26 protein-coding genes are annotated in these 26,001 nt (G+C 61.6%); 7 read left to right on the top strand and 19 right to left on the bottom strand.

From position 1 onward, the window contains the following. Position 1 precedes the first annotated feature (1 nt). From AC1DYQ_RS12530 to AC1DYQ_RS12505, 6 genes are all read right to left on the bottom strand, one after another. Positions 2-844 (bottom strand): creatininase family protein, encoded by an 843-nt coding sequence (locus AC1DYQ_RS12530; RefSeq protein ID WP_477687055.1) that lies wholly within the window; start codon positions 842-844, stop codon positions 2-4. Positions 845-1,004: 160 nt separating this feature from the next. Further along, complete coding sequence (locus tag AC1DYQ_RS12525; RefSeq protein ID WP_457281481.1) at positions 1,005-2,873, bottom strand: potassium transporter Kup; 1,869 nt, start codon at positions 2,871-2,873, stop codon at positions 1,005-1,007. A gap of 423 nt (positions 2,874-3,296) precedes the next feature. Beyond that, the gene (gene gshA / locus AC1DYQ_RS12520) at positions 3,297-4,592 is read right to left on the bottom strand and encodes a glutamate--cysteine ligase (RefSeq protein WP_457281482.1); all 1,296 of its coding nucleotides are present in this window, start codon (positions 4,590-4,592) and stop codon (positions 3,297-3,299) included. A 152-nt stretch (positions 4,593-4,744) separates the two neighbouring features. Continuing rightward, positions 4,745-6,067, bottom strand: a complete 1,323-nt coding sequence (locus AC1DYQ_RS12515; protein WP_477687054.1) for a glutamate-5-semialdehyde dehydrogenase — start codon at positions 6,065-6,067, stop codon at positions 4,745-4,747. A gap of 43 nt (positions 6,068-6,110) precedes the next feature. Further along, positions 6,111-7,205: a DNA polymerase III subunit delta gene (holA, locus tag AC1DYQ_RS12510; protein ID WP_477687053.1), complete on the bottom strand. Its 1,095-nt coding sequence runs from the start codon at positions 7,203-7,205 to the stop codon at positions 6,111-6,113. Between the two features lie 17 nt (positions 7,206-7,222). Continuing rightward, a complete protein-coding gene (locus AC1DYQ_RS12505; protein ID WP_477646703.1) occupies positions 7,223-7,645 on the bottom strand; it encodes an Lrp/AsnC family transcriptional regulator in 423 nt (140 codons plus the stop codon). Positions 7,646-7,782: 137 nt separating this feature from the next. Here AC1DYQ_RS12505 and AC1DYQ_RS12500 point away from each other — a divergent pair, with 137 nt between their 5' ends. Next, positions 7,783-8,871 carry an ornithine cyclodeaminase gene (locus tag AC1DYQ_RS12500; protein WP_477687052.1) on the top strand — a complete coding sequence of 363 codons (1,089 nt, stop codon included), beginning with the start codon at positions 7,783-7,785 and terminating at the stop codon, positions 8,869-8,871. Beyond that, positions 8,871-9,785 carry an arginase gene (gene rocF, locus AC1DYQ_RS12495; RefSeq protein WP_477687051.1) on the top strand — a complete coding sequence of 305 codons (915 nt, stop codon included), beginning with the start codon at positions 8,871-8,873 and terminating at the stop codon, positions 9,783-9,785. Before AC1DYQ_RS12500 ends, rocF begins: the two co-directional genes overlap by 1 nt. Positions 9,786-9,798: 13 nt before the next feature. Here the strand turns inward: rocF and AC1DYQ_RS12490 are convergent, their stop codons facing one another. The 6 genes from AC1DYQ_RS12490 to AC1DYQ_RS12465 form a co-directional block, all read right to left on the bottom strand. After that, positions 9,799-10,305 (bottom strand): LPS-assembly lipoprotein LptE, encoded by a 507-nt coding sequence (locus tag AC1DYQ_RS12490; protein WP_477687050.1) that lies wholly within the window; start codon positions 10,303-10,305, stop codon positions 9,799-9,801. A gap of 41 nt (positions 10,306-10,346) precedes the next feature. After that, positions 10,347-12,989, bottom strand: a complete 2,643-nt coding sequence (gene leuS / locus AC1DYQ_RS12485) for a leucine--tRNA ligase (protein ID WP_477687049.1) — start codon at positions 12,987-12,989, stop codon at positions 10,347-10,349. Between the two features lie 127 nt (positions 12,990-13,116). Next, positions 13,117-13,563 carry an ExbD/TolR family protein gene (locus AC1DYQ_RS12480; RefSeq protein WP_477687048.1) on the bottom strand — a complete coding sequence of 149 codons (447 nt, stop codon included), beginning with the start codon at positions 13,561-13,563 and terminating at the stop codon, positions 13,117-13,119. Between the two features lie 3 nt (positions 13,564-13,566). Next, the gene (locus AC1DYQ_RS12475) at positions 13,567-14,208 is read right to left on the bottom strand and encodes a MotA/TolQ/ExbB proton channel family protein (RefSeq protein ID WP_477687047.1); all 642 of its coding nucleotides are present in this window, start codon (positions 14,206-14,208) and stop codon (positions 13,567-13,569) included. 40 nt (positions 14,209-14,248) lie between these two features. Beyond that, complete coding sequence (gene dapB, locus AC1DYQ_RS12470; protein WP_477687046.1) at positions 14,249-15,091, bottom strand: 4-hydroxy-tetrahydrodipicolinate reductase; 843 nt, start codon at positions 15,089-15,091, stop codon at positions 14,249-14,251. Further along, on the bottom strand, positions 15,088-15,663 hold the full coding sequence (locus AC1DYQ_RS12465; protein ID WP_457281493.1) for an outer membrane protein assembly factor BamE: 576 nt from the start codon (positions 15,661-15,663) through the stop codon (positions 15,088-15,090). Before AC1DYQ_RS12465 ends, dapB begins: the two co-directional genes overlap by 4 nt. 127 nt (positions 15,664-15,790) lie before the next feature. On the opposite strand from AC1DYQ_RS12465, the gene fur reads away from it, so the two are divergent. Then, positions 15,791-16,243 (top strand): ferric iron uptake transcriptional regulator, encoded by a 453-nt coding sequence (fur, locus tag AC1DYQ_RS12460; protein WP_457281494.1) that lies wholly within the window; start codon positions 15,791-15,793, stop codon positions 16,241-16,243. Between the two features lie 204 nt (positions 16,244-16,447). Here fur and hprK read toward each other — a convergent pair whose 3' ends face one another. Together hprK and AC1DYQ_RS12450 are read right to left on the bottom strand one after the other, a co-directional pair. Further along, entirely contained in the window at positions 16,448-17,398 is a 951-nt protein-coding gene (hprK, locus tag AC1DYQ_RS12455) for an HPr(Ser) kinase/phosphatase (protein ID WP_457281495.1), read from the bottom strand. 68 nt (positions 17,399-17,466) lie between these two features. Further along, complete coding sequence (locus tag AC1DYQ_RS12450) at positions 17,467-17,940, bottom strand: PTS sugar transporter subunit IIA (protein WP_457281496.1); 474 nt, start codon at positions 17,938-17,940, stop codon at positions 17,467-17,469. Between AC1DYQ_RS12450 and AC1DYQ_RS12445 the strand changes: the two genes are divergently transcribed. After that, positions 17,830-18,123, top strand: a complete 294-nt coding sequence (locus AC1DYQ_RS12445) for a hypothetical protein (protein ID WP_477687168.1) — start codon at positions 17,830-17,832, stop codon at positions 18,121-18,123. The two genes, AC1DYQ_RS12450 and AC1DYQ_RS12445, sit on opposite strands and share 111 nt — an antisense overlap. Positions 18,124-18,180: 57 nt before the next feature. On the opposite strand, the gene hpf is transcribed toward AC1DYQ_RS12445, so the two are convergent. Then, positions 18,181-18,510, bottom strand: a complete 330-nt coding sequence (gene hpf, locus AC1DYQ_RS12440) for a ribosome hibernation-promoting factor, HPF/YfiA family (protein ID WP_007872838.1) — start codon at positions 18,508-18,510, stop codon at positions 18,181-18,183. Positions 18,511-18,651: 141 nt separating this feature from the next. Here hpf and AC1DYQ_RS12435 point away from each other — a divergent pair, with 141 nt between their 5' ends. The 3 genes from AC1DYQ_RS12435 to corA all read left to right on the top strand — a co-directional run bounded on the left by AC1DYQ_RS12435 (position 18,652) and on the right by corA (position 21,419). After that, positions 18,652-18,774, top strand: a complete 123-nt coding sequence (locus AC1DYQ_RS12435) for a hypothetical protein (protein WP_477687045.1) — start codon at positions 18,652-18,654, stop codon at positions 18,772-18,774. 197 nt (positions 18,775-18,971) lie between these two features. Continuing rightward, a complete protein-coding gene (locus AC1DYQ_RS12430; protein WP_477687044.1) occupies positions 18,972-20,186 on the top strand; it encodes a patatin-like phospholipase family protein in 1,215 nt (404 codons plus the stop codon). A 243-nt stretch (positions 20,187-20,429) separates the two neighbouring features. Next, positions 20,430-21,419: a magnesium/cobalt transporter CorA gene (corA, locus tag AC1DYQ_RS12425; protein WP_457281498.1), complete on the top strand. Its 990-nt coding sequence runs from the start codon at positions 20,430-20,432 to the stop codon at positions 21,417-21,419. Positions 21,420-21,526: 107 nt separating this feature from the next. Here the strand turns inward: corA and AC1DYQ_RS12420 are convergent, their stop codons facing one another. From AC1DYQ_RS12420 to AC1DYQ_RS12405, 4 genes are all read right to left on the bottom strand, one after another. Then, positions 21,527-22,285, bottom strand: a complete 759-nt coding sequence (locus AC1DYQ_RS12420) for a 5'-methylthioadenosine/adenosylhomocysteine nucleosidase (protein ID WP_477687043.1) — start codon at positions 22,283-22,285, stop codon at positions 21,527-21,529. Positions 22,286-22,395: 110 nt separating this feature from the next. Then, complete coding sequence (locus tag AC1DYQ_RS12415; protein ID WP_477687042.1) at positions 22,396-24,084, bottom strand: long-chain-fatty-acid--CoA ligase; 1,689 nt, start codon at positions 24,082-24,084, stop codon at positions 22,396-22,398. Positions 24,085-24,249: 165 nt separating this feature from the next. Beyond that, positions 24,250-25,674, bottom strand: a complete 1,425-nt coding sequence (locus AC1DYQ_RS12410; protein WP_477666437.1) for an NAD(P)(+) transhydrogenase (Re/Si-specific) subunit beta — start codon at positions 25,672-25,674, stop codon at positions 24,250-24,252. Continuing rightward, positions 25,671-25,997: an NAD(P) transhydrogenase subunit alpha part 2 gene (locus AC1DYQ_RS12405; protein WP_477687041.1), complete on the bottom strand. Its 327-nt coding sequence runs from the start codon at positions 25,995-25,997 to the stop codon at positions 25,671-25,673. The genes AC1DYQ_RS12410 and AC1DYQ_RS12405 overlap by 4 nt, the downstream gene beginning before the upstream one ends. Positions 25,998-26,001: the final 4 nt, after the last annotated feature.

The following is a 26,001-nucleotide window of genomic DNA, read 5'->3' as shown; positions in this document are numbered from 1 at the left end:
CCTAGAACGCGGTTTTATCGCTCAGCGTATCGGCCGGCAACTGGTCGATCTCCACCAGCAGCCGCGCCAGGCTGCTGCCCGCGGCACCCAGCAAGGCACGGCCTTTGTCGGCGGTGGCAGCGGCGGCGTTACCCACCGCGCCTTGCGGGTTGTAGTCCTGCATCTGCCAGGCCAGCTTGGCGCTGCGGCCGTCACCCAGGATGCTGAACTTCGCCGCCCTGTCCTGCGAAGTGGAATGAAAGTTCTGCGCCTTGGCCATGTCGACCTGATCCGGCTTGAGCGCCAGCATCATGGAGGTTTCGATCTCGCCGGCGTGGATGCCGAAGCGGTGCTCTTCGGCACTGAACAAATCATTCACGGACTTGCCATCGTCACCTGTGAGCGGCAGGTTGAACCAGTTCACGCTGTAGACCAGCATGCCCAGCCGGGCCCGCAGGTCGCGCGCCACCACATCCAGCAGGCCAACCTGGCCGCCGTGCGAATTGAGCAGCACCAGTTTTTTGACGCCCGTCTGCGCGACCGACTCGGCCAGCTCGGTCCAGAGCCGGATCACGGTTTCGGCTTTCAGTGTGAGCGTTCCGGCGAAGCGGGTGTGCTCGGGGCTAAAGCCCACCGATTGGGTTGGCAAGAACAGCACCGGCTGCGTTTGCGGCAAATGCGGCAAGGCAGCGGAAATTACGCCCTCCACCAACGTCGCATCCACATTGAGCGGCAGGTGAGGGCCGTGCTGTTCGATAGCCGCCACGGGCAGTACGGCAATGCAGCGGGTCAAATCCATGCCGGCAAAGTCAGGACTCTTCAAGTCGGACCAGAAGCGTGTGGGGTTGGCAGCGTTGAGAGTCATGACAGTATTTTCTGCTATCCGGGCACCGGGGTTGGCAACAGGCCAGGGCACGGACCCGGGGAAAGCCGACCGAGCCACGGAAGAAGCACAATCGCTATCAATTCAATAGCTAGTTGCGCCCGTCACTATTGGCCTCGAGGCCCAATTCTCAGGTAAATACTCAGATTTCAATCTTGCTGCCCAGCTCTACCACCGAGTTGTTTGGCAGGTTGAGGAAGTCCGCCGCACCGCTGGCGTTGTGGTGCATCTGCGCAAACAGCTTCTCCCGCCACGGCGCCATGCCGCTGCCGATAGTCGGGATCACCGTGTCGCGCGAGAGGAAGTAGCTGGTCGTCATGGACTCCAGCTCGCAGCCGCGGCCCTTGATCTGCTGCAGCGCTTTGGGCAGATCCAGGTCGTTCTTGAAGCCGTAGTGCACGTTGACCTGCCAGCAGTCGTGACCCAGTGATTCGATCTCCAGGCGCTTGTTCATGCCGATCCAGGGGATCTCATGGTTGCGCACCGTCACGAACAGATTCTGCTCATGCAGCACCTTGTTGTGCTTGAGGTTGTGGAGCAGCGCGTTGGGCACACTGCCAGGCTCGGCTGTCAGGAATACGGCGGTGCCTTCGACACGGGCCGGCGGGCTGACGAAGACGGCGTCCAGGAAGCTGGGTAAATCGATCGCATCGGCCCGCAGCTTTTCATTGAGCAGGTGCCGCCCTTCCTTCCAGGTGATCATCAGCGTGAAGACCGCACCCCCAATCACCAGCGGGAACCAGCCGCCCGCAAACAGCTTCATGAGGTTGGAAGCGAAGAACGCGAAGTCAACGACAAAGAAAACGCCGGTCGCCGCAATGCACAGGCTCAGCGGATACTTCCAGCCGTAGCGGATCACGTAAAAAGTCAGGATAGTGGTGATCAGCATGTCGGTGCATACCGCAATGCCGTACGCGGCCGCCAGGTTGCTGGACGAGCGGAACATCACCACCGCAAGCACGATCGTTATGAAGAGGCCCCAGTTGACGAAAGGCATGTAGATCTGGCCGGTGTCGCGCACGCTGGTGTGCTGGATGTTGAGGCGCGGCAGATAGCCCATCTGGATGGCCTGCTTGGTCACGCTGAAGGCGCCGGTGATCAGCGCCTGCGAGGCAATGACGGTGGCCATGGTGGCCAGGCCCACCAGCGGGAGCAGCGCCCACTCGGGTGCCATCAGGAAAAACGGGTTCTTCACCGCGGCAGGGTTGCCGATGAGCAGCGCGCCCTGGCCGAAGTAATTGAGCACCAGCGAAGGCATGACCACCGAGAACCAGGCCAGGCGAATCGGTTTTTTGCCGAAGTGGCCAAGGTCGGCGTATAGCGCCTCGGCGCCGGTTACGCACAGCACGACGGCGCCCAGAATGATGAAGGTGGTACCGGGGTTGGCCCACATGAACATCACCGCGTAGTGCGGGCTGACTGCCACCAGGATTTCGGGATGGGTCACGATCTGCGAAATGCCCAGCAACGCCAGCACGGCAAACCAGATCAGCGTGATGGGGCCGAAAAATTTGCCAATGCCCGCCGTGCCGTGCTTTTGCACCGCGAAAAGGGCAAACAAAATAACCAGGGTGATCGGGATCACGCCCTGCTTGAAGGCAGGCGAGACGACTTCCAGGCCTTCGACGGCCGACAGCACCGAGATGGCCGGGGTGATGACGCCATCGCCATAGAACAGGGATGTGCCGAAGATGCCAACGATCAGCAAGGTCTTGCGCAGCTGGGGCTTGTCTTTCACCGCGGTGGAGGCCAGCGCCAACATGGCGATCAGGCCGCCTTCACCGTTGTTGTCGGCGCGCAGCACCAGCGCCACATACTTGATCGAGACAATGACGGTCAGCGTCCAGAAGAAGATGGACAGGATGCCGTAGACGTTGTCTGGGGTAAAGGGAACATGCCCGGAACCGAAAACTTCCTTGACGGCATACAGGACGCTGGTTCCGATGTCGCCGTAGACGACACCAATGGCGCCCAGGGTGAGCGCCGCGAGTGATGATTTTTTACTGGACACAAAAACTTCCCGTCTTTGCGCTCGGCCCGTTCAAGCGGGTCCAAAGCGGCGGGAATGGTTACCTTTGGGAACGCTATTTTGCGCCCAGGTACCCGGCTTGCAAGTCGGCGGACACCCCTAAATCCAACTAATCCCGATTTTGTTGCACCGCAACAACTTGTAACAAAACGGGCCGGCAGGCGCTGGGTAAGCCAGCGCCAACAGGCGAGTTTTTGGCGCTACTTTTTTAATAGCTGCTTGCGCACGGCCTGTTTGGGCTAGAGGCCTAAAAGACTCACAGTTCGGACCGTCGCGGGTGCATCAGTTCCCCGACTTTCCAAGCAGCCGCGGGCAGGACGGCTTTGCCGGATGCCGTGCGGCGTCCCCTGCAAGGGGAAACGGCACTACACGCAGCGCAGCGTAGTGAGAACGATAGGGGTGTGCCTAGTCATACACCTCGGCGTCCGGGTCGGTGGCTTCGAGCTCGTAACTGGCGGCCAACATGGCCAAACGGGCAATTACGCCATACATATAGAAGCGGTTGGGGCTGCTGGAGCCGGGCTTCTCGCCGGGCTGCGGCAGGCGGCCGCTGTCGGCAAAGGCCAGCGGCACAAAGCTGGCGCCGGGCGCATTGAGGTTTTCGTCCACACCGCGCTCCGCATGCACGCGGTAAAAGCCGCCCACCACGTAGCGGTCCATCATGTAGACCACGGGCTCGGCCACGGCGTCGTTGACACGCTCGTTGGTCAGCACGCCTTCCTGGATGATCACTTCGGACAGCGGCTGGCCGTCTTTCGTCGTGCTCATCTTGTTTTTCGTCTTGCGGTTCAGCGCGTCCAGGTCTTTCACGTCGCGCACCGTCATGATGCCCATGCCGTAGGTGCCGTTGTCCGCCTTGACGACGACAAAAGGCTTTTCGTTGATGCCGTATTCCTTGTACTTGCGTTTGATCTTGGTGAGCAGCGCATCGACGTTGGTGGTCAGGCAGTCCATGCCGGTTTCTTCGGCAAAGTTGACTTCACCGCACTGGGCGTACATGGGGTTGATAAGCCACGGGTCTATGCCCAGCAGCTTGCCGAAACGCTTGGAAACTTCTTCGTAGGCCTTGAAATGCCGCGACTTGCGGCGCACCGACCAGCCGGCATGCAGTGGCGGCAACAGGTACTGCTCGTTGAGGTCTTCGAGGATGCCGGGGATGCCGGCCGACAAGTCGTTGTTCAGCAAAATGGTGCAGGGGTCGAAGTCTTTCAGGCCCAAGCGGCGGTCGGTCCGGATCAACGGCTCGATCGTGATGGTCTCTCCGGTCGGCAGGTTCAGCGTGGTGGGCTCCTTGATGTCGGAGCTCAGCGAGCCGAAGCGCACATTGAGGCCCGCCTGGTGAAAGATGCGCTTGAGCTGCAGCACGTTGGACAGGTAAAAACTGTTGCGCGTGTGGTTCTCGGGCACAACCAGCAGGTTGCGCGCCTCGGGACAGATCTTTTCGATCGCGGCCATGGCGGCCTGCACCGCCAGCGGCAGCATTTCGGGCGTCAGGTTGTTCCAGCCACCGGGGTAGAGGTTGGTGTCGACCGGGGCGAGCTTGAAGCCGGCGTTGCGGATATCGACCGAGCTGTAAAACGGCGGCGTGTGCTCCATCCACTCCAGCCGAAACCAGCGCTCAATCGCCGGCGTGGAGTCCAGGACGCGTTGTTCGAGTTCGTTGATAGGGCCGTTCAGGGCGGTGATGAGGTGCGGAACCATGCGGCCACTTTCGATGAGGGAATCTGTTATTTGCTTCGGTTATATCTGACCGAATTTTAGGGAGATTGGGACAAACTACGGGGGTTACAAGGGGTAACGCCAACGCAAGCCATCCAAAAATCCGTGGGCCGACTTCTCAGCCCGGCATGGCTTCAGGTACGGACTTCGCCCTGGCCCAGCACCACATATTTGAGGGACGTCAGCCCCTCAATCCCGACCGGTCCACGCGCGTGGAACTTGTCGGTGCTGATGCCGATTTCGGCGCCCAGCCCAAACTCGAATCCATCGGCGAAGCGGGTGCTCGCATTCACCATGACGCTGGCTGAATCCACCTCGCGCAGAAAGCGCTGGGCATTGATGTGGTCGCGCGTGAGAATGGCGTCGGTGTGGTGGCTGGAGTACTGGTTGATGTGGGCGATTGCTTCATCAATACCCGCCACCACCTTGATGCTGATGATGGGCGCGAGGTACTCCTCGTACCAGTCCTGCTCGGTGGCAGCCTTGAGGTTGGCGCCTTTAACGCTAGCCAGAATGGCCTGCGATTCGGCATCGCAACGCATTTCAACGCCTTTGGCGGCGTAGATGGCGCCGATTTTGGGCAGAAACTGCGCCGCCACGCCGCGCGCGACCAGCAAACCTTCGCTGGCATTGCAGGGGCTGTATTTTTGGGTTTTGGCGTTGTCGGCCACTTTCACCGCCATCTCGATGTCGCAAGGGTCGTCGACATACACATGGCAGTTGCCGTCCAGATGCTTGATGACCGGCACCTTGGCATCGCGGCTGATGCGCTCGATCAAACCTTTGCCGCCGCGCGGGATGATCACGTCCACATACTGCGGCATGGCGATCAAATGGCCCACGGCTTCGCGGTCGGTGGTGGGCACCAGTTGCACCGCGTCAGCAGGCAGGCTGGCGTCGGTCAGCGCCTGCTGCACCAGCGCAGCCAGTGCCTTGTTCGATTCAATCGCTTCCGAGCCGCCGCGCAGGATGCAGGCATTGCCACTCTTGATCGCCAGCGACGCGGCTTCAATCGTCACGTTGGGCCGGCTCTCGTAAATCATGCCGAACACGCCGATGGGCACGCGCATCTGCCCCACGCGGATGCCGCTGGGCTGCTCTTTCATCCCAATGATGTCGCCAATGACGTCGGGCATCACGGCGAGCTGCTCGCAGCCAACGGCTACGGTCTCGATGATTTTGGGGCTGAGTTTGAGTCGGTCCAGCATGGGCCCGGCCAGACCTGAAGCCGTGGCGCGCTCAATATCACGCTGGTTGGCGGTTTCCAGCGCAGCCACATTCTGGCGCAGCAAGGCGGCCAGATTCACAAGCGCTCTGTTTTTGATAGCTGCTTGCGCCCGTGCCATCTGGGCTGAAGCCACTTTTGCCTTGGACCCAAGCGCTTCCATCAGTCGAGGGACATCGCTGGCGAGGTCGCTGGACGAAGAAAGGGCTTTGTGGGAGTCAGGCGCGTTCATCACACCATTTTAGGCCTCTGACGCGGGCCCGGTGCGCGGGGGACTATGCCTGCCTGGGACGGCCCTGCCCCTGCATGGCGCATTGCTCACACACCATACCGGCCAGCCGGTGCAACGCCTGCCAGCCGTCGGCCGGCCAGTCGGGCTGCTTGAGGCCTTTAACGATGCCGTCAACCTTGTGCGCGGCGTGCAACAGATTGGACAAAGTGGTGTCACCGATCTGTGGCAGCACGCGTTCAAACAACTTTTCCTTGATGCCCCAGACGCGGTTTTCGCGCAGCGCCATGGGCATGGGGCGGCCGGCGCTAATCGCATCTTTCACGCGTTTCATGCTGCGGATGTCTTCGGCCAGCGCCCAGTGCACCAGTACCTCGGACTCGCCTTCGGACTGCAGGCCGTCGAGCATGCGTGCCACGCGCACCGACTGGCCGCCCAGCACGGCTTCAGAAAGTTTGAAGACGTCGTAGCGCGCCACGTTGAGCACGGCGTTTTCAACCTGATCGAAAGTGAGAACGCCGTCGCTGCCGCCGGATTGGGCCGGGTACAGCAGTCCCAGCTTCTGGATTTCCTGGTGCGCGGCCAGCAGGTTGCCTTCCACCCGATCGGCAAAGAATTGCAGCGTGCGCTGGCCTTCTTCGCCGGCGGCCACGCGCTGGCCCTGCTGTTGCAGGCGCTGGGCAATCCACTGCGGCAGGCTGCGCCGGTCTATCGGATCGAATTTGACGGTGACGCCGAAGCTTTCGAGCGCGCCGAACCACGCGCCCTTGGCCGTCATGCTGTCCAGCCGCGGCAGCATGACCAGGGTGAGGGTGGAGTCGTCGCCCTGTGCGCGTTCGGCGATTTGCTGCAACGCGACGGAGCCGTCTTTTCCAGGCTTGCCGCTGGGGATGCGGATCTCGACGATTTGTTTGTCGGCGAAAAGGCTGAGCGAACCGCCGCTGGCCAGCACCTCGCTCCAGTCGAAATGCGCGCCGGCCACGGTGTGCACCGTGCGCTCGGTATAGCCCTGTTCGCGCGCCGCACCGCGCAGCGCGTCGGCAAACTCCTGCACCAGCAGCGGCTCGTCGCCGTGCAGGGTGTACAGGCTTTTCAAACCGCGCTTGAGGTGTTCCTGGAGTTGGGCGGGGGCCAGATTCATGACGGGAGTTTAGTGGTTCACAGCTTCGTGGTCGACAGCAGCAAACTGGTCTCGGTATTGGCAATGCCCTCAAGCAGGCGGATGCGGCTCAGCACGCGGTCAAAGGCCTCCAGGCTGTCGGCCTGCAGCTCAGCCACCATGTCCCAGCGGCCGTTGGTGGTGTGCAGTGCGCTCACGGCCGGGTCGCCGCGCAGGGCGGCCAGCACCGCGTCCGTGCGGTTGCCTTCGACCGCCACTGTCATGAAGGCGCGTATGCGGTGACCCTCGGCCTGGGGCTTCAGGCGCACGGTGTAGCCGGTGATGGTGCCGTCGGCCTCCAGCCGGGCCAGGCGGTTTTGCACCGTGCCGCGCGAGACGCGCAAAACCTTGGCGATAGAGGCCACCGAAGCCCGGGCGTCGTCGCGCAGCAGGGAAAGCAATTGGCGGTCGGTGTCGTCCATCAAGCGATTTTATTGTCGAAACGCCAACTAAAGTTGGCTATTTGCTCAAACAAGTCATTAATTTGATCAACTTACTGACTTTTCTTTGGCGCAGCGGCTGCGGACAATGGAAATCAACATAAGACCGGGAGCCCCACATGGTTGACTACATTGGCATTGAAAGCATTCAGAAAATCGTCCGCCAGCGCGGCGCTGCAGCCTTTATCGAGGGCCTGGCCGGCGAGATCGAGCATGACTACCGGCGCTGGAACGACTTTGACAAGTCGGCGCGCCACGCCATCCACTCGCCCGACGGCGTGATCGAACTCATGCCCACCAGCGACGGCCACCAGTACTCCTTCAAGTACGTCAACGGCCACCCGAAAAACACAGAGCTGGGTTTGCTGACGGTAACCGCCTTCGGCGTGCTGGCCGATGTGGACACCGGCTACCCGCTGCTGCTGTCAGAGCTCACCATCACCACCGCGCTGCGCACGGCGGCTATGTCGGCGCTGGCCGCCAAGTGGATGGCCCGCCCTGACAGCCGCGTCATGGCCATCATCGGCAACGGCGCACAAAGCGAATTCCAGGCGATCGCCTTTCACCACATGCTGGGCATACGCGAGATGCGCCTGTTTGACATTGACGCGGCAGCCAGCGATAAACTGGCCCGTAACCTGCATGCGATGGGGCTGCAGGGTCTCAGCGTGACGATTTGCCAGTCTGCGGACCACGCCGTGCAAGGAGCCGACATCGTGACCACCATCACCGCCGACAAACGCAACGCCGTCATCCTGACGCCCGGGATGATCCAACCCGGCATGCACCTGAATGCCGTGGGCGGCGACTGCCCCGGCAAGACCGAGCTGCATGCCGACATCCTGCTGCGCAAGGACGCGCGCGTGGTGGTTGAGTTCGAGCCGCAGTCGCGCATCGAAGGCGAGATCCAGCAAATGCCGGAAGACTTCAAGGTGGCGGAATTTGCCGACGTGCTCAAGGGCACGGCCAAAGGGCGTGCATCGCCCGCAGAAGTCACGATTTTTGATTCGGTCGGTTTCGCGCTGGAAGACTATTCGGCGCTGCGCTATCTGCACAAGCTGCAACTGGCAGACGAAGCCAATCGCCGCCAGATCGACCTGGTGCCGCACCTGGACAATCCCAAAGACCTGTTTGGCCTGCTCGCTCCGGCTGCAGCGCCGGCCGCCAAGGCGCCGCGTAATTCCTCTATTCCTGAAATGGCCCGTTGATGACCACTTCCGTAGCACTGATTGGCGCTCCCACCGACATCGGCGCGGGCAGCCGCGGCGCGTCCATGGGCCCTGAAGCCTTGCGCGTGGCGGGCATCCGCGAAGCGCTACACGGCCGGGGGCTGGAGGTGGTCGACACCGGCAACCTCGCCGGCCCCACCAACCCCTGGCTGCCGCCCGACGAGGGCTACCGGCATCTGGACGAGGTGGTCGCCTGGAACAAGTCGGTGCATGAGGCGATGTACCAGAGCCTGGCAGCCGGCCACCTTCCTATTCTTCTGGGCGGCGACCACTGCCTTGGGATTGGCTCGATCAGCGCCGTGGCGCGCCACTGCCGTAACACCGGCAAAACGCTGCGCGTGCTCTGGCTGGACGCCCACACCGACTTCAACACCAACACCCTCACGCCCACCGGCAATGTGCACGGCATGCCCGTGGCTGTGCTGTGCGGCCACGGCCCGGCCGAGCTCACCAGCATCGGCGGCACGGTGCCCGCCATGAGCCCCAAGGCGATTCGGCAAATCGGCATCCGCAGCGTGGACGAGGGCGAAAAGCGCTTTGTGCGGCAAGAGGGCCTGGAGGTGTTCGACATGCGCTACATCGACGAGATGGGCATGCGACACGCCATGGAAAAAGCGCTCTCGGGCATGGACGCCAACACCCACCTGCATGTGAGCTTTGACGTGGACTTCCTCGACCCGTCGATCGCACCGGGTGTAGACACCGCCATCAAGGGCGGCCCTACTTACCGGGAGGCGCAGCTGTGCATGGAGATGATTGCCGACACCGGTTTGCTCGGCTCGCTTGATGTGATGGAGCTGAACCCGGCACTGGACGTGCGCAACGGCACGGCCGAGGTGGCCGTGGACCTCATCGAGAGCCTGTTCGGCAAAAGCACACTGATGCGGGCCTGATGGGCTAGGGGCTTCAGAGTTCCGTCACCGCCGCCAGGCGGCGCATGATCTGCTGGACGACATCGCTTTGCATATCGCGGTACAGCAGGGCTTCTTCGGCCTCCTTTGCCAATACCGCCGACTCATTGAAGCTGATGTCGCGCTGCTGCATGATTTCAGTGTCGGGGATGAGTTCCTTGCCCGCCAGGGTACGCAGCTTGAAGCGAAAGCGCAGGCGCAGCTGAAACTCGCGCACCTGGCCCGAGGCATTGCGGCTCAGGATAACTTTTTCGCGCTGATCGCCCAGTGCATCGAGGATGACTTGCGCCTCATTGATCCTGCGGGCCTCGGTGATCACCTCCACTTTGCGCGTCGCCTGCAGTGAGCGCCTGAGTTCCACCCCCAGCGGCGAAGTCTCGGCCAAGCCCGAATAAAGCGTAGTGAAGGCAAAGGTGGGCGCCTTGCGCAGTGCGAAGCCGCATCCGCTCAAGGTCAGTGCGGCGGCTGAGGCCGACAGTGTGAGGAATGCGCGACGCTGCATGGCTTGCTTTCTGTGTGTTTTTTTGAAGCGGTCTCAATGACCTAAATGACGATGTTGACCAGCCGGCCTGGCACCACGATCACCTTCTTGGCGGGCGCACCCGCAGCCTGTTTGGTGAAAGCCTCCGACGCCAGCGCGGCGGCCTCGACGGTGGCCTTGTCGGCGCCGGCGGGAACAGTGACGGAGCCGCGCAGCTTGCCGTTGACCTGGAGCACCAGCTCGATCTCATCCTGCTGCAGGGCGCTGGCGTCCACTTCAGGCCATGGGGCGTCGAGCAGCCCGCCGTGCTGCGCAGCGTAGCCCAACTGCGACCAGAGCGCATGCGCCAGGTGCGGCGTGGCCGGGTACAGGCAGCGCAGCAGGATGCCAAAGCCTTCGTGCAGCGCCGCAGTGGCACCGGCCGACGAGGCGCCCTTAAAGTCTTCCATCGCGTTGAGCAACTTCATGTTGCCCGACACCACGGTGTTGTATTGCATGCGCTGGTAGTCGTAGTCGATCTGCTTCAGTACGGTGTGGATCTCCAGGCGAAGCGCCTTGGTTTCCTTGTCAAATGAGGCTGTAGCGCCCGATGACTGTGCGCCACCAGCTCCTGAATTCATAGCATGAAGCTTGACACCGAAATTCCAGACACGGCGCAGGAAGCGGTAGGAGCCCTCGAGCGCCGCATCGTTCCACTCCAGCGTGGTGTCGGGCGGCGCAGTGAACATGGTGTAGAGCCGGGCGGTGTCCGCGCCGTACTTTTCGATCAGGTCCTGCGGGTCGACGCCGTTGTTCTTGGACTTGGACATCGTGGTCCAGCCCTCGTAAGGCACGGGCAAGCCGTCGGCCTTGGAAGTGGCGGAGATCACCCTGGCGTGCTCGTCGCGCACGATATCGAGCTCATGCGCCCAGAAATACTGCTTGCCGGTGGTCACGCGCGAGAAGGCCTCGTTGAGCACCATGCCCTGCGTGAGCAGCTTGGTGAAAGGCTCGTCGACCTTCACCAGGCCCAGGTCACGCATCACCTTGGTCCAGAAGCGGGCGTAAAGCAAATGCAGGATGGCGTGCTCGATGCCGCCGATGTACTGGTCCATCGGCATCCAGTAGTTGGCGCCTTCGGCCACCATCTTGTCGCCGTTCTTCGGGTCGCAGTAGCGCATGAAGTACCAGGACGAATCGACAAAGGTGTCCATGGTGTCGGTCTCGCGGCGGCCGGGTTTGCCGCAGACAGGGCAGACCACACCGGCATGAAAGCCCGCGTGCTTGTGCAGCGGGTTGCCTGATCCGTCGGGCACGCAGTCTTGCGGCAGCACCACGGGCAGGTCTTTTTCAGGCACCGGCACCGCGCCGTGCTCCTCGCAATGGATGATGGGGATGGGGGTGCCCCAATAGCGCTGGCGGCTCACGCCCCAATCGCGCAGGCGCCAGGTGGTTTTTTTCTCGCCCAGTCCCTTGGCCGCCAGATCGGCGGCCACGGCATCGACTGCGGCCTTGCAGCCCAGGCCGTCGTATTTGCCCGAATTGATGGTGACCCCCTGCTGCTTGTCGCCGTACCAGTCGGCCCAGGCATCCAGGCTGTAGGTCTGGCCCTTGACGTCGACCACTTGCTTGATCGGCAGCTTGTATTTTTTGGCGAACTCAAAATCGCGTTCGTCATGCGCGGGCACGCCCATCACGGCGCCGTCACCGTAGCTCATGAGCACGTAGTTGCCGACCCAGACTTCGACCTTGTCGCCGGTGAGCGGATGGGTGACGAAGAGGGCCGTGGGCACGCCTTTTTTCTCCTGCGTGGCGAGCTCGGCTTCGGTCGTGCCGCCGGCCTTGCATTCTTCAATGAAAGCGGCAATTTTGGGATTGGCTGCGGCGGCGTGCTGCGCCAGCGGATGCTCAGGCGCCACGGCGCAGAAGGTCACGCCCATGATGGTGTCGGCACGCGTGGTGAAGACGTACATCTTTCCATCGCCGATCAGCTTGCCGGCGGCATCCTGGATGTCGTGCGTAAAGGCAAAGCGCACGCCTTCGCTCTTGCCGATCCAGTTTTCCTGCATCAGCTTGACGCGCTCGGGCCAGCCGGGCAGCTTGTGGCTGACGCTATCAAGCAGTTCGTCAGCGTACTGGGTGATCTTGAGGTAGTAGCCGGGAATCTCGCGCTTTTCCACCACGGCGCCGGTGCGCCAGCCCTTGCCGTCAATCACCTGCTCATTGGCCAGCACAGTCTGGTCGACCGGGTCCCAGTTCACGACCTGGGTCTTGCGGTAGGCAATGCCTTTTTCGAGCATCTTCAAAAAGAGCCACTGGTTCCACTTGTAGTAGCTCGCATCGCAGGTGGCCACTTCGCGGCTCCAGTCGATGGCCAGCCCCATCGCCTGCATCTGCTTTTTCATGTAGGCGATGTTGTCGTAGGTCCACTTCGCCGGCGGCACGCCGTTTTTCATGGCGGCATTTTCGGCCGGCAAGCCGAAGGCGTCCCAGCCCATGGGCATCAACACGTTGTAGCCCTTCATGCGCAGGTGGCGCGTGAGCATGTCGTTGATGGTGTAGTTGCGCACATGGCCCATGTGCAGCTTGCCGCTGGGGTAGGGCAGCATGGAGCAGGCGTAGTATTTCTTGCGGCTGGCGTCTTCCGTCACGCGGTAAGCGTCGGCAGCGGTCCAGTGGGCTTGAGCGTCGCGCTCAACGTCGAGGTGGTTGTATTTGTCTTGCATGGAGAACCGGGAAGGCGAAAACGGGATAACAAAATGGAGGCCGTGAAAGGCGCGTGGCCCCGCCATGCGGGGCCACGCGGCCAAACGGCGAATTCCCGATTTTAGATGCTGGGCGGCTCTGCGCAGGTTACCGGGCCGCCGCAGGGCTGGCAGCTGCGGACGGAGCAGAATCTGCCACAAAGCCGATGCGGTTGAGCCCGGCTTTTTGCGCCACGCCCATGACTTCCACGACTTTCCCGTAAGGCACGGCTTCATCGGCGCGCAACTGCACTTCGGTGTCGGGATTCTGGCCGGCAGTTTCCGCCAACCGGCGGGCCAGCTCATCCAGGCCCAGGGGCTTGTCATTCAGGAAAGCCTGGCCGGCCCTGTCGACCACCAGGGTGACGAATTTCGGCACATCTGCCGGCTTGGCCGCCTCGGTTTTCGGCAAATCGAGCCGGATGGTGCTGGCCAGCAGCGGAGCTGTAATGATGAAAATGACCACCAGCACCAGCATCACGTCGACCAGCGGCGTGACGTTGATGTCACTCATGGGCTGCGGGCCCTGGGTACGTTCGAGGCGGCCGAAAGCCATTAGCTAGCCCTTATGTGCGAGTAACTCGCGCAAATCGCGTGCAAAGCCTTCGAGGTCGGCCTCGATACGGCCGACGCGACGGCCGAAAATGTTGTACGCCAGCACGGCCGGAATCGCTACCGCCAGGCCTGCCGCCGTCATGATGAGCGCTTCGCCGACGGGGCCGGAGACTTTGTCGATGGTGATCTGGCCGGCTGAAGCGATGCCGACAAGCGCGTGATAAATGCCCCAGACCGTACCCAGCAGCCCCACAAAGGGTGCGGTAGAACCGACGGTAGCCAGCAGCACCTGGCCGAACTGCAGCTTGTCCAGGATGTCATGAAGGGCGTCGCGCAACACGCGGGTGAGTTGCTGGGACTTGTCGCCCGCCGACGCCAGCGTACCGCCGGCCTGGATGTCCGTGGCAACAATGAGAGGCAACACCAGCGCCTCGCGGTCGAAGGCGGCAACTTTCTCCCGGGCTTGTTCTACAGAGGCCGACTGCCAGAAAGCAGCGGTGCTGCGTGCCACGTCTTTGGCGGCACGCTGAAGCAGCCAGGCCTTCCACAGGATCACGACCCAACTCGCGACCGACATGGCCAACAGCAAGGCCGCCACCAGCTGGCTGACGATGCCGCCCTGGGTCATCAGGCTGAAGAAGTCCATCAGGTTAAAGCCTCCGAAACTGCCGTGGCCGGCACCTCATTCATTTTTTCAGACCCAGCACGTCAAACATGTCAAAAAGACCGGTGGCGTGCGAATTGAGGAAGCGCGCGGCACGCAGGCTGCCCTGGGCATAGTTGGCCCTGCTGGATGACTTGTGGGAAATTTCGATGCGCTCGCCGGTGCCCAAAAACATCACGGTGTGGTCACCCACCACGTCGCCGCCGCGCACGGCCGCAAAACCGATGGTTGATGGGTCGCGCTCCCCCGTCACGCCTTCACGGGCATATACGGCGCAGTCTTTCAGATCGCGCCCCAGCGCACCGGCAATCACTTCACCCATCTTGAGTGCGGTGCCGGACGGCGCATCTACCTTGTGGCGGTGATGCGCCTCGACGATTTCGATGTCATAGCCGGTAGACAGGGCCTGAGCCGCCATCTCGAGCAGCTTGAGCGTGACGTTGACGCCTACGCTCATGTTCGGAGCCATGACGATGGCGATGTCTTTGGCCGCAGCAGCTATCTCGGCTTTCTGCGCGTCGGAAAATCCGGTGGTACCGATGACCAGCTTGACGCCCAGCTCGCGGCAAGCCGCCAGATGGGCCAGCGTGCCTTCGGGACGCGTGAAATCGATCAGTACGCCGGAATCTTTCAGGCCCTGCCGAAGATCGGCATTGATCAGGACGCCGCTCATGCGTCCCGAAAAGGCGGCGGCATCGCTGCCGATGGCGGGACTGGAAGCCACATCGAGGGCACCGGTCAGCTGGCAGTCGGCACTGGCGCCGACGGCCTCAATCAGCATCTGGCCCATGCGGCCGCTGGCGCCCGCCACCGCGACCCGGTGCCGTCTGGCCTGGGTCGCCTGGATTGAGCCGGCCCCGCTCACTGTTTCGGGCTTTCGAGCGGCGGATAGGAGGCAGACGGAGAGCCCGCCGGCGTACTGGTGGGCGCCGAAGTGGCTGCCGCCGGATTGGCTTTGACCTTCGTGGAAGCCTTGGTGAGCTGCTCTTCGGTGGCTTCCAGCACGGGCACATCGCCCAGTTTGCGTCGGTTGCCCAGTTTGGCAATGAATTCAGTTTCGCTCGGCATGGCGTCGCCTTCAAAGCGCTCCAGCTGGTCACCCTTGAAAAACACGGTGTATTTGTACGACTGGGGCTCCACGCCCTGGCGCTTCAGCGTAAAGACGTAGTCCCAGCGGTCGCCATGAAACAGGCTGGCCATCAGGGGCGTTCCCATGATGGCCTTGACCTGTTCACGCGTCATGCCGGGGCGAAGCAGCTCAACTTGCTCCCTGGAAACAAAATTGCCCTGAATGACGTCCACCTTGTAGGGCGTGACCCAGTTGACCGGGTTGATCGAACTGCTGCTCATATTGCTCAGGCTGCTGCAGGACGCCAGCACCGTGCAGGCCAGGAGCAGGAAAGCGGTTTTGGCGCTGTAACGATGATTTGCAGGCATGGCTGACATAGTGAGGGGGTGTAGCGATATGATCGTTCATTGTAGCGGCTGGGGGCCCCCGGCCGGCACCTGCCCAGAAGGGTCGCACCACCGCTTTACACAGCGGTTTCACCCAGAGAGTTTTCCCATGAGCAACATCGACGAACTGAAAAACACCGGCCTCAAGGCAACCCTGCCACGCCTGAAAATCCTGGAGATCTTCCAGGCGGGTAAACAGCGCCACATGACAGCCGAAGATGTGTTCCGGGTGCTGCTGGAAGACCGCTCGGACATTGGCCTGGCCACGGTCTACCGGGTACTGACCCAGTTCGAGCAGGCCGGACTGCTGAACCGCAGCAATTTCGAATCGGGCAAAGCGGTCTATGAGATCAACGAAGGCCAGCACCACGACCACCTGGTCTGCCTCGATTGCGGCAAGGTCGAGGAGTTCTACGACGCCGAGATCGAAAAACGCCAGAATGCCGTCGCCAAAGCCAAGGGCTTCACCATTGCCGATCATTCACTGTCGATCTACGCCAACTGCACCAAGGACAAGTGCCCCAACCGCAACGGCGCGCCGGTACGGCATCATCACGCCTGAGTTCAAGTCAAAAAGGCCTGCAACCCTTTATTGGCGGGCGCAAGCAGCTACTGATTCGCTAGCAAATAAAACTGCAGCGTAGAAGGTGTGAAGAAACCGTAGCGAGCGGCCCGAGGCCGCGCTGAGGACCGGAGCCGTACTCCGGTACGGTGAGGACCGCAAGTGCGAGATCGGGACGCGCAGCAGGTTTATTCGTGCCTTCGGCTAGTCATCCTGTTCCATGGCGCGGCGGTGCCGCTCCACGAAATCCTGGTAGGTATTGATGCCGCGCAGCTGCAGGATCGCATTGCGCACGGCGGCCTCGACCAGCACGGCGATATTGCGGCCGGCTTCCACCTGGATGATGACCTTGCGCACCGGGATGCCCAGCACGTCCTGCGTCAGCGGTTCGTACGGAATGCGTTCGTAATCGCGCTCCAGCGTCTCGCGGCGCACCAGGTGCACGATCATTTTCAGGCGCATCTTGCGGCGCACCGCCGTCTCGCCAAAAATGGCCTTGATGTCGAGCAGGCCGATGCCGCGTACTTCCAGCAGGTTCTGCAGCAGTTCCGGGCAGCGTCCTTCAATCGTGGTCTGGTTGATCCGGTACAGGTCTACCGCATCGTCGGCCACCAGGCCGTGTCCGCGCGAAATCAGTTCCAGCCCCAGTTCGCTTTTGCCCAGGCCGGATTCACCGGTGATCATGACCCCCAGGCCCAGGATGTCCATGAACACGCCATGCATGGAAGTACGGTCGGCAAAATGCTTGGACAGATAGGCCCTGAGCACGTCAATCACGAAAGCCGCCGATTCGGGTGTGGCGAACATCGGCAACTGGGCGCGTTCGCACATGGACAGCAGCGTGTCCGGCGCAGTCTGGCCGTCGGCGACGATCAGCACCGGCGGCTCCAGCGTGATGATGCGGGAAATGCGCCGGGCGCAGTCCTCAGGGCTGGCATTCGTGAGGTAAGCAACCTCGCGTTCGCCCAGGATCTGCACGCGGTAGGGATGAATGTAGTTGAGGTAGCCGACCAGGTCAGCACCGGAGCGTGCAGCCCGCACGGCAACTTCGTCAAAACGCCGCTCGGAGGCCCCGAGGCCGGCAACCCATTCCCATTTCAGGGCGGCGCGGTGGTCTTCAAATAAAACGTCAGCGCTGACAACGGTGGGCTTCATGCGGCCTTGTACTTTTCCTGTTCAAGACCCTGCCGGGCCGGACAGCGTGCAACCGTGCAACACCACATCTAGGAACTGACTTCGTGGACGGAGTGCCAGGAAGCAATCAGGTTGTGCAGCGCAGCGGCATCGGTGCTGGTCTTGAGTTGCTCGCGCAGGGAGCTGTCGCTGAGCAATTCGGCAATTTCCGAAAGAATTTCGAGGTGCTTTTGAGTGGCTGCCTCAGGAACCAGCAGAAAAATCAGCAGTGCCACGGCCTGTTCGTCCGGCGCATCGAAGCCAATAGGCGCCTGCAACAGAAAAACGGCCGCCATGGGGGCCTTGAGGCCCTTGATCCGGCCGTGCGGAATCGCCACGCCATGGCCAAGCCCGGTGGAGCCCAGGCGTTCGCGGGCGAACAGGCTGTCCGTGATCAATGCGCGGTTCAGGCCATGTTGGTTCTCAAACAGCAGACCGGCTTCCTCGAAAGCGCGTTTCTTGCTGGTTGCTTCAACGCTGACCAGAACCTGGGAGGGGGGCAAAATTTGCGAAAGACGGTTCATAACAATCTTTTAGTCGCCGAATTATGCACTTTGCAGCGGGTTGACCGCAAAAAAGGCATTAAAAAGCCGCTTGGCGCCACAAGCGGCTTCGGCGTCTGGTTTGGCGCGCCTGCAGATGCCCTGCAAATTCGCCGCGACAGAAAACGTGCAATGCAGGTTTTTCCGTCTGCACGCCACCGGTGAATGCGGCCCTTCGAGGAGAAGCCGCGCACTCTGAAAAGGGACAGCCCGAAAAGACCCTCAGGCCTGGCGCTTGGCAGCAACGTGGTGGTGATCCTGGGTTCTGGTTTTGTAACGCCCAACCTGACGGTCCAGCTTGTCTGTCAATTCATCAACTGCGGCGTAAAGATCAGCGTGGGAGCTCTCGGCAAACAGGTCGCGGCCCTTGACATGCACATTGCATTCGGCCCGCTGGCGTCTTTCCTTTTCTTTCATGTTGTCCACTGTCAACAGGACTTTTACGTCTACTACCTGGTCGAAATGCCGGGTAATCCGATCCAGCTTGCTTGTCACATAACCGCGTAGCGCGGGGGTAACTTCAAGATGGTGGCCGCTGATCGTCAAGTTCATAAAGAGACTCCTTTTTCCAAGGTTGGAGCTGGGTTGAAAACACTGCCGGGCCCTGGCGGGCGGGGCAGCGGACGGGGACACTCTCTTGGATTCACTATGCGCCCGATGCCCCGCAATTGCAACCTTGCGCCGCAATAAATAATGAAACCTTATGAAAAACCCCTTGACCCCATTTCACTGCATGCGCTGCGTGCTGGCGTGCCGCCCTGGCAGCGCCTGAAGGCCTTTGATTTTTCTGGCTTTTTACCAAGTCAAGCCGTGTAGCGACCAAGCCAGCGGACTTGCAGGAAGTCTTTCGCGGCGGCATCATGCTGACACAATTGCCCGCAGCCGGCCCGGCCCATCAATGAGGCAATGGCAAAGACTGAAACAGCACCCCATGGCGAAAAAACCATAACACCAGCCGATCAAGCTCATGCCCCGCCCGCTTTCACCACGTCCGCCGCATACCCGGCCCGGCCATGTCGCTTGAGACTATCATTTCTTCTGCGTTAACCCGCCCTGACGAGGCGCAAAATGCCCTTGTCCTCATGGGCGGCGGCGCACGCACGGCCTACCAGGCGGGAGTGCTTCACGCCCTGTCAACCATGCTCAGCGTGCAGGGCGGTGCGGCCGACCCGAAATTCCCGTTCAAAATCCTGGTGGGCACGTCAGCCGGTGCGTTGAACGCGGCCTTCCTGGCAAGCCATGCGGGTGAAGGCTTGCAGGCGTTCGGCCGATTGGCCAATTTCTGGACCACATTGCGCTCATCGCAGGTTTACCAGCTCAAGGTTCCCGCGTGGATCCGCTCAAGCCGCATTGCGGCGGCGCTGTTTTTGTCGCAGCAGGTGCGGGCGCAACAATCCCTGCTGGACAACACACCGCTGGTCGACACCTTGCACCATGCCATTTCGCTGGGCCATATCGAGCAGGCGCTGCAGGATAAAACCCTTCACGCGCTGGCCATCACGGCCTCCAGCTACAGCAGCGGCGTGCACTGGACGTTTTGCCAGATGGCCGCCAGCCGCCACGCCGATCTCTGGAGCCGGCCAGGGCGGCGTGCAGACTTCCAGCCCGTCACCATCGAACACCTGATGGCTTCCAGCGCCATCCCCTTCCTGTTTCCCTCCACGCCGCTCTGGGTGGACGGCCACCGCGAGTTCTTTGGCGATGGTTCCATGCGCCAGAGCTCCCCGCTCTCACCCGCCCTGCACCTTGGGGCCAGCAAGGTGCTGGTGATCGGCGTGGGGCAACCCGAACGCGCCGGTTTCGTCGGCAGCAACGGGCCGAACGTGAGCGGCCGGCCCACGTTGGGCGCCATTGCCGGCCATGCCATGGCCAGTGTGTTTCAGGACACGCTGCAGGCCGACGTGGAACAAGCCCAGCGCGTGAGCAAAACCGTGCGGCAGATGCCGCGCGAAATCGCGGCTGTCATGCCCTACCGGCCCGTTGACGTGCTGGCGATTGCTCCGTCGCAGTCGCTCGACGCGCTGGCGCAAGCCCACGCCGGCGAATTACCGCGGGGGACCTACAACGCGCTGGCCGGCCTGGGTGCGCTGGGCGCCAAAGGCAGTCCGGGAGGCGCAGCACTGGCCAGCTACCTCCTGTTCGAGCCGGGGTTTGTCAAGGCGCTGATGGCGCTGGGCGAACAGGACGCTTACGCGCGGAAGAACGAGCTCATCGAGTTTTTTATGTAGCGCAAGCGGTGGATAAACCAGGTGTGAAATGCCATAATCGCCGCTTATTCATTACGGAGAAATCCTTGGAAAGCAGCCCTAGTTGCTAGCTTTCAACACCGCAGACTGACGCCAGGCTTGCAAAGGCTCACGTTGAAAAGGGGGTTGAAAGCGATGCCATATCCCACCGCCCTTTTACCGCGCTTTCGCGCAAGGCCTGAGCGTTCGCCTTGTGCCGGCCCCTGAACCGATAGGCAGTCAGTCATGCTCAATATTTTCACGCTGGCCAACGGCCGGCTTTTCCAGGAAGAAATCGAATCCCTGGAAGAACTCTCCAAATTCCAGCCCATCTGGGTGGATCTGGAGTCTCCCACCCTCGAAGAAAAACGCTGGATCAAGCAGTACTACGGGTTGTCCATTCCGGAAGACGCGATGGACGAGGACATTGAAGAGTCCGCGCGCTTCTACGAGGAAGACAACGGCGAGCTGCACATCCGCTCCGACTTCCTGATTGCCGACGACGAAGAGCCGCGCACCGTGCGGGTGGCATTCATCCTGAATCTGGTCAACGACGACCTCAAGAGCAAGGGTGTGCTGTTTTCCATCCACGACGAGGACGTGCCGGTGTTTCGCCTGCTGCGGATGCGCGCGCGCCGCGCCCCGGGGCTGATCGAGGATGCCAAGGAGGTGCTGCTCAAGCTGTTTGATGCCGACGCCGAATATTCCGCCGACACCCTGGAAGGCGTTTATGTCGAACTCGAAAAAGTCAGTGCGCAGGTGTTGTCGGGCGACGTGACCGATGCCCTGGCCGGTGAAGTGCTGGGCGCCATTGCCCGCCACGAAGACCTGAACGGCCGCATCCGCCGCAACATGATGGACACACGCCGCGCCGTCAGCTTCATGATGCGCAGCAAGATGCTCAATGCCGAGCAGTTCGAGGAAGCGCGGCAGATTCTGCGCGACATCGACTCGCTTGATTCGCACACCGCGTTTCTCTTTGACAAGATCAACTTCCTGATGGACGCCACGGTCGGCTTTATCAACATCAACCAGAACAAGATCATCAAGATCTTCTCGGTGGCCAGCGTCGCCCTGCTGCCGCCCACGCTGATCGCCAGCGTGTACGGCATGAACTTCAAGGGCTACTTCCCCGAACTGGAATGGGCATATGGCTACCCATATGCACTGGGACTGATGATTGCCAGCGCGGTGGTGCCCATGTGGTACTTCAGGAAGCGTGGTTGGCTGCAATAAGGTCGTCTGCCGCGTTCTGGATCGTTTTGGGCGCTGAATTTTGCATCAAATCGGCCTGTAACCCAATAAAAACGAGCGCGAGCAGCTATTAAATAGATAGCAATCGCTCAGGCGGAAATCGTCGGCAGCAACTTTTCAACAATGGCGCGCGCGTAGACGCTGGCCACTTCCGCCACAAATGCCGGAAAGTCCACGTGCGCGGTGTCGTCGGCGCGGTCAGAAATCGTTCTCACCGACGCAAACGCCACGCCGTAGTCATGGCAGACCTGCGCCACGGCGGCGCCCTCCATCTCGACCGCCAGCGGCGTGTGGCCTGCTGCAATCAGCGCTGCACGGATACCGTCGGCTTCCTGCGCACCGCAGACAAAACGGTCGCCGCTGATCATCAGCCCGCGGTGGACGCGCGCAGACGGATACGCCGGCACCGTACCGGCAGCCAGCGCCGCCGCGTGCAATAACGCCGTCAAAGCCGCGTTGCTTTCAAAAACCGTCTTGCCATACAGCGGCACCTCATACCGGGGAAACAGCGGTGAGGCGTCCATGTCATGCTGCACAAAACTGTCGGCCACCACCACATCGCCTACATTCACGCTTTCGCCCAGCCCGCCGGCCACACCGGTGAAAACAATTCGGCCGACCTTGAAGTGCTCGATCAGCGCCACCGCCGTGGTGGTTGCCGCCACCTTGCCGATGCGCGCGAGTACCAGCACGACCGGGTGCCCGTGCAGGGCACCAAGCCAGAACTCGCGGCCAGCGTGCTTCACCTGCCGCGCGTTTTCCAGCAGGTCAATCAGGCCGGACTGCTCTTCAGCAAGGGCGCTGAGGATGGCGGTGGGTGCGCGGGGGAAGGTGTCAACGGAAGTCATGGCCTGATTTTGCCTGCGCTTTCAACACCGGGAACGCAGAAAAAAGGGCAGCTTGCGCTGCCCTCTAGAAAACCTGCCGCGCAAGCGCGGCGAGCTCTGAAACTTGCCGTTTATTTCTTGTCGCGCAGTTCGCGGCGCAGTATCTTGCCGACCGGCGTCTTGGGCAGGTCGGTGCGGAACTCCACCACCTTGGGCTGTTTATAGCCGGTCAGGTTGGTTTTGCAATATTCGCGCACCTGGGCTTCTGTCAGGTCGGGGTTCTTTTTGACAATGACCAGCTTCACAGCTTCGCCGGATTTTTCGTCGGCAACGCCCACACAGGCGCATTCCATCACACCGTCGAGCTTGGAGACCACGTCTTCGATCTCGTTCGGGTAGACGTTGAAGCCGCTCACCAGAATCATGTCTTTCTTGCGGTCGACAATCTTGAAGAAGCCGTTTTCATCGACCACGCCGATGTCGCCTGATTTGAAGTAGCCGTCGGGTGTCATGACCTTGGCGGTTTCATCCGGGCGCTGCCAGTAGCCGGCCATGACCTGCGGGCCTTTGATGGCGATCTCGCCGGGCTGGCCTTGCGGCACTTCGTTGCCGTCATCGTCAAGCAGCTTGAACCAGGTGCCGGGGATCGGCACGCCGATGGTGCCGGTAAAGGCCTTGCTGTTGGTCGGATTGCAGCTGGCAGACGGCGAGGTCTCCGACAGGCCATAGCCTTCGCAGACCGGGCAGCCGGTTTTTTCAAGCCACAGCTTGGCGACCGAACTCGTGACCGCCATGCCGCCGCCCAGCGAAATCTTCAGGTGCGACCAGTCGACCGTGTTGAAGTCGGGGTGGTTGGCCAGGCCGTTGAAGAGCGTGTTGACCGCGGGGAAGCTGTTGATCTTGTGCTTGGAGAGCTCCTTGAGCACGGCGGGCAGGTCCCTCGGATTGGGGATCAGGATGTTTTTGCTGCCGGTGCGCATACCCAGCATCATGTTCACGGTGAACGCGAAGATGTGATACAGCGGCAGCGCGCAGACATACGTGAGCTGCTCGCCGGCCGGCAGGGCCGCCATGGCCGGGCTGTTCCAGGCTTCGGACTGCAGCACATTGGCGATCACGTTGCGGTGCAGCAGCACGGCGCCCTTGGAGACACCGGTGGTGCCGCCGGTGTATTGCAGCACGGCCACATCGTCGGGTTTGATGTCGGGCCGCTTGAGCGTCAGGCGCGTGCCCTGCGCCACAGCGTCGTTAAAACGCACGGCGCCGGGCAGGTTGAAGGCCGGCACCATCTTCTTGACGTTGCGCACCACATAGTTGACGAGTGCGCCCTTGAGCATGCCCAGCTGGTCGCCCATGGCGCACAACACCACTTGCTTGACGGGCGTGGCGGCAATGCACTGCTCGAGCGTGTTGGCGAAGTTTTCGATGATGACAATCGCCTTCGAACCGGAGTCCTTGAGCTGATGCTCCAGTTCGCGCGGCGTGTACAGCGGGTTCACATTGACCACCACATAGCCGGCGCGCAGGATGGCGGCCACGGCCACCGGATACTGCGGCACGTTGGGCATCATGATGGCAATGCGGTCACCCTTGGCCAGGCCCAGGCTTTGCAGGTAGGCGCCGAAGGCGAGCGACAGGCTGTCGGTCTGGCCGAAGGTCACGTCCTTGCCCATGAAGCTGTAGGCGACGCGGCTGCCGTGTTTCTTGAAGCTTTCCTCCATCAATGCGACCAGCGACGGGTACTGGGACGCGTCGATATCGGTAGGAACGCCCGGCGGATAGGCTTTGAGCCATGGGCGGTCAAGGGTCGCTGCATTCATGTTTGTCTTCTCCATTACGTGTTGCTTACTGCCATGGATTCTCATGGCGTGCCCTCTTCGTGGCTATTGCGTTTTCCCTAGGAAACCCGGGAAATCAGGAGGGAAAGCTCTCTAAAACGGTAGAGGCCCGCGGCGTGCGCCGCGGGAAAACCCGGCTGCTGGCGATTACTCGATGGCCTTGCCCATGTCTTCGATCACCTTTTTGGCGTCTCCGAACACCATCATGGTCTTGTCCATGTAGAAGAGTTCGTTGTCCAGGCCCGCGTAGCCAGCCGCCATGGAACGCTTGTTGACAATGACCGTCTTGGCCTTGTAGGCCTCCAGGATGGGCATGCCGTAGATGGCGCTGCCCTTGACGTGCGCAGCGGGGTTCACCACGTCGTTGGCGCCCAGGATGATGGCGACGTCGGCCTGGCCGAACTCGGCGTTGATGTCTTCCATTTCATGCACCTGGTCGTAAGGCACTTCGGCCTCGGCCAGCAAGACGTTCATGTGGCCGGGCATGCGGCCTGCCACCGGGTGAATCGCGTACTTGACGTTGACGCCCCTGTCGATGAGCTTTTGCGCCAGTTCCTTGACCGAGTGCTGGGCGCGCGCCACGGCCAGGCCGTAGCCGGGCACGATGATCACGGTCTCCGCATTGCCCAGGATGAAGGCAGCGTCGTCGGCAGAGCCCGACTTGACGGGGCGCTGCTCTTTGGCGCCGGTGGCGGCCGTGCCGGCCTCACCGCCGAAGCCCCCCAGGATCACGTTGAAGAAGGAGCGGTTCATCGCCTTGCACATGATGTACGAGAGGATGGCGCCCGACGAGCCGACCAGCGAGCCGGCAATGATCAGCATGGAATTGTTGAGCGAAAAACCGATACCGGCCGCTGCCCAGCCCGAGTAGCTGTTGAGCATGGACACCACCACCGGCATGTCGGCGCCGCCGATCGGGATGATGATCAGCACGCCCATGACGAAGCTCAGCGCCAGCATCGCGAAAAAAGCTGGCCAGCTGCCCGTGAACATGAATACCAGCCCCAGGCCGATGGTGATGAGGCCCAGCACCAGGTTCAGCTTGTGCTGGCCTGCAAACTGGACCGGCGCGCCCTGGAACAGGCGGAACTTGTAAGTGCCCGACAATTTGCCGAAAGCGATCACCGAGCCGCTGAAGGTGATGGCGCCGATGGCCGCACCGAGGAACAGCTCCAGCCGGTTGCCGGTGGGGATGGGGCTGCCTTTAGGGGCGATGCCAAACGCGTAGGGCTCGGCAACCGCAGCGACGGCGATGAAGACCGCGGCCAGGCCGATCATGCTGTGGAAAAAAGCCACCAGCTCGGGCATCTTGGTCATTTCGACCGTCTTGGCGCGCCAGGCACCATAGCCCCCGCCGACCACCAGACCCAACAGAACGTAACCCATGCCCAGGGCTTTGCCCCCTGAAATTTCAACGATCAGCGCTGCCGTCGTCAGCATGGCAATCGCCATGCCGACCATGCCGAACAGGTTGCCGCGGATCGAGCTGGTGGGGTGTGACAGGCCTTTGAGCGCCTGGATGAAGCAAACGGAGGCCACCAGGTACAGCAGCGTGACGAGGTTCATGCTCATTTGGTGGCTCCTTCAGCGGGCGCTGCAACTTTCTTTTCTTTCTTGCGGAACATCTCCAGCATCCGGCGCGTCACCAGGAAGCCGCCGAAGATGTTGACCGCCGCCAGCGCCACGGCCAGCACGCCCATGGTTTTGCCCAGCGGCGTTTCAGTCAGCGCGGCCGCGAGCATCGCGCCCACGATCACGATGGCCGAAATCGCATTGGTTACTGCCATCAGCGGCGTGTGCAGGGCCGGCGTGACGGTCCACACCACGTGGTAACCCACGTAGATGGCCAGTACAAAAATAATCAGGTTGATGATGGTGGGGGAGACGATGTCCATATGC

The sequence above is a fragment of the Polaromonas sp. P1_F4 genome (genome assembly GCF_056405675.1).
Note: the sequence above shows the minus strand (reverse complement) of the source record. Positions and strands in the feature narration are given on the sequence as shown.

What these genes read in the sequence shown, in the direction of transcription:
- hpf (WP_007872838.1), bottom strand. Translation starts at nt 18,510, where the DNA reads ATGAACTTGACGATCAGCGGCCACCATCTTGAAGTTACCCCCGCGCTA.
- fur (WP_457281494.1), top strand. Translation starts at nt 15,791, where the DNA reads ATGAGCAACATCGACGAACTGAAAAACACCGGCCTCAAGGCAACCCTG.
- holA (WP_477687053.1), bottom strand. Translation starts at nt 7,205, where the DNA reads ATGAATCTGGCCCCCGCCCAACTCCAGGAACACCTCAAGCGCGGTTTG.
- AC1DYQ_RS12410 (WP_477666437.1), bottom strand. Translation starts at nt 25,674, where the DNA reads ATGAGCATGAACCTCGTCACGCTGCTGTACCTGGTGGCCTCCGTTTGC.
- AC1DYQ_RS12500 (WP_477687052.1), top strand. Translation starts at nt 7,783, where the DNA reads ATGGTTGACTACATTGGCATTGAAAGCATTCAGAAAATCGTCCGCCAG.
- gshA (WP_457281482.1), bottom strand. Translation starts at nt 4,592, where the DNA reads ATGGTTCCGCACCTCATCACCGCCCTGAACGGCCCTATCAACGAACTC.
- leuS (WP_477687049.1), bottom strand. Translation starts at nt 12,989, where the DNA reads ATGCAAGACAAATACAACCACCTCGACGTTGAGCGCGACGCTCAAGCC.
- AC1DYQ_RS12415 (WP_477687042.1), bottom strand. Translation starts at nt 24,084, where the DNA reads ATGAATGCAGCGACCCTTGACCGCCCATGGCTCAAAGCCTATCCGCCG.
- AC1DYQ_RS12445 (WP_477687168.1), top strand. Translation starts at nt 17,830, where the DNA reads ATGTTGGTTCTCAAACAGCAGACCGGCTTCCTCGAAAGCGCGTTTCTT.
- AC1DYQ_RS12480 (WP_477687048.1), bottom strand. Translation starts at nt 13,563, where the DNA reads ATGGCTTTCGGCCGCCTCGAACGTACCCAGGGCCCGCAGCCCATGAGT.
- AC1DYQ_RS12505 (WP_477646703.1), bottom strand. Translation starts at nt 7,645, where the DNA reads ATGGACGACACCGACCGCCAATTGCTTTCCCTGCTGCGCGACGACGCC.
- AC1DYQ_RS12420 (WP_477687043.1), bottom strand. Translation starts at nt 22,285, where the DNA reads ATGACTTCCGTTGACACCTTCCCCCGCGCACCCACCGCCATCCTCAGC.
- AC1DYQ_RS12515 (WP_477687054.1), bottom strand. Translation starts at nt 6,067, where the DNA reads ATGAACGCGCCTGACTCCCACAAAGCCCTTTCTTCGTCCAGCGACCTC.
- rocF (WP_477687051.1), top strand. Translation starts at nt 8,871, where the DNA reads ATGACCACTTCCGTAGCACTGATTGGCGCTCCCACCGACATCGGCGCG.
- AC1DYQ_RS12450 (WP_457281496.1), bottom strand. Translation starts at nt 17,940, where the DNA reads ATGAACCGTCTTTCGCAAATTTTGCCCCCCTCCCAGGTTCTGGTCAGC.
- AC1DYQ_RS12405 (WP_477687041.1), bottom strand. Translation starts at nt 25,997, where the DNA reads ATGGACATCGTCTCCCCCACCATCATCAACCTGATTATTTTTGTACTG.
- AC1DYQ_RS12475 (WP_477687047.1), bottom strand. Translation starts at nt 14,208, where the DNA reads ATGGACTTCTTCAGCCTGATGACCCAGGGCGGCATCGTCAGCCAGCTG.
- hprK (WP_457281495.1), bottom strand. Translation starts at nt 17,398, where the DNA reads ATGAAGCCCACCGTTGTCAGCGCTGACGTTTTATTTGAAGACCACCGC.
- AC1DYQ_RS12430 (WP_477687044.1), top strand. Translation starts at nt 18,972, where the DNA reads ATGTCGCTTGAGACTATCATTTCTTCTGCGTTAACCCGCCCTGACGAG.
- corA (WP_457281498.1), top strand. Translation starts at nt 20,430, where the DNA reads ATGCTCAATATTTTCACGCTGGCCAACGGCCGGCTTTTCCAGGAAGAA.
- AC1DYQ_RS12435 (WP_477687045.1), top strand. Translation starts at nt 18,652, where the DNA reads ATGAAACCTTATGAAAAACCCCTTGACCCCATTTCACTGCATGCGCTG.
- AC1DYQ_RS12490 (WP_477687050.1), bottom strand. Translation starts at nt 10,305, where the DNA reads ATGCAGCGTCGCGCATTCCTCACACTGTCGGCCTCAGCCGCCGCACTG.
- AC1DYQ_RS12530 (WP_477687055.1), bottom strand. Translation starts at nt 844, where the DNA reads ATGACTCTCAACGCTGCCAACCCCACACGCTTCTGGTCCGACTTGAAG.
- AC1DYQ_RS12465 (WP_457281493.1), bottom strand. Translation starts at nt 15,663, where the DNA reads ATGCCTGCAAATCATCGTTACAGCGCCAAAACCGCTTTCCTGCTCCTG.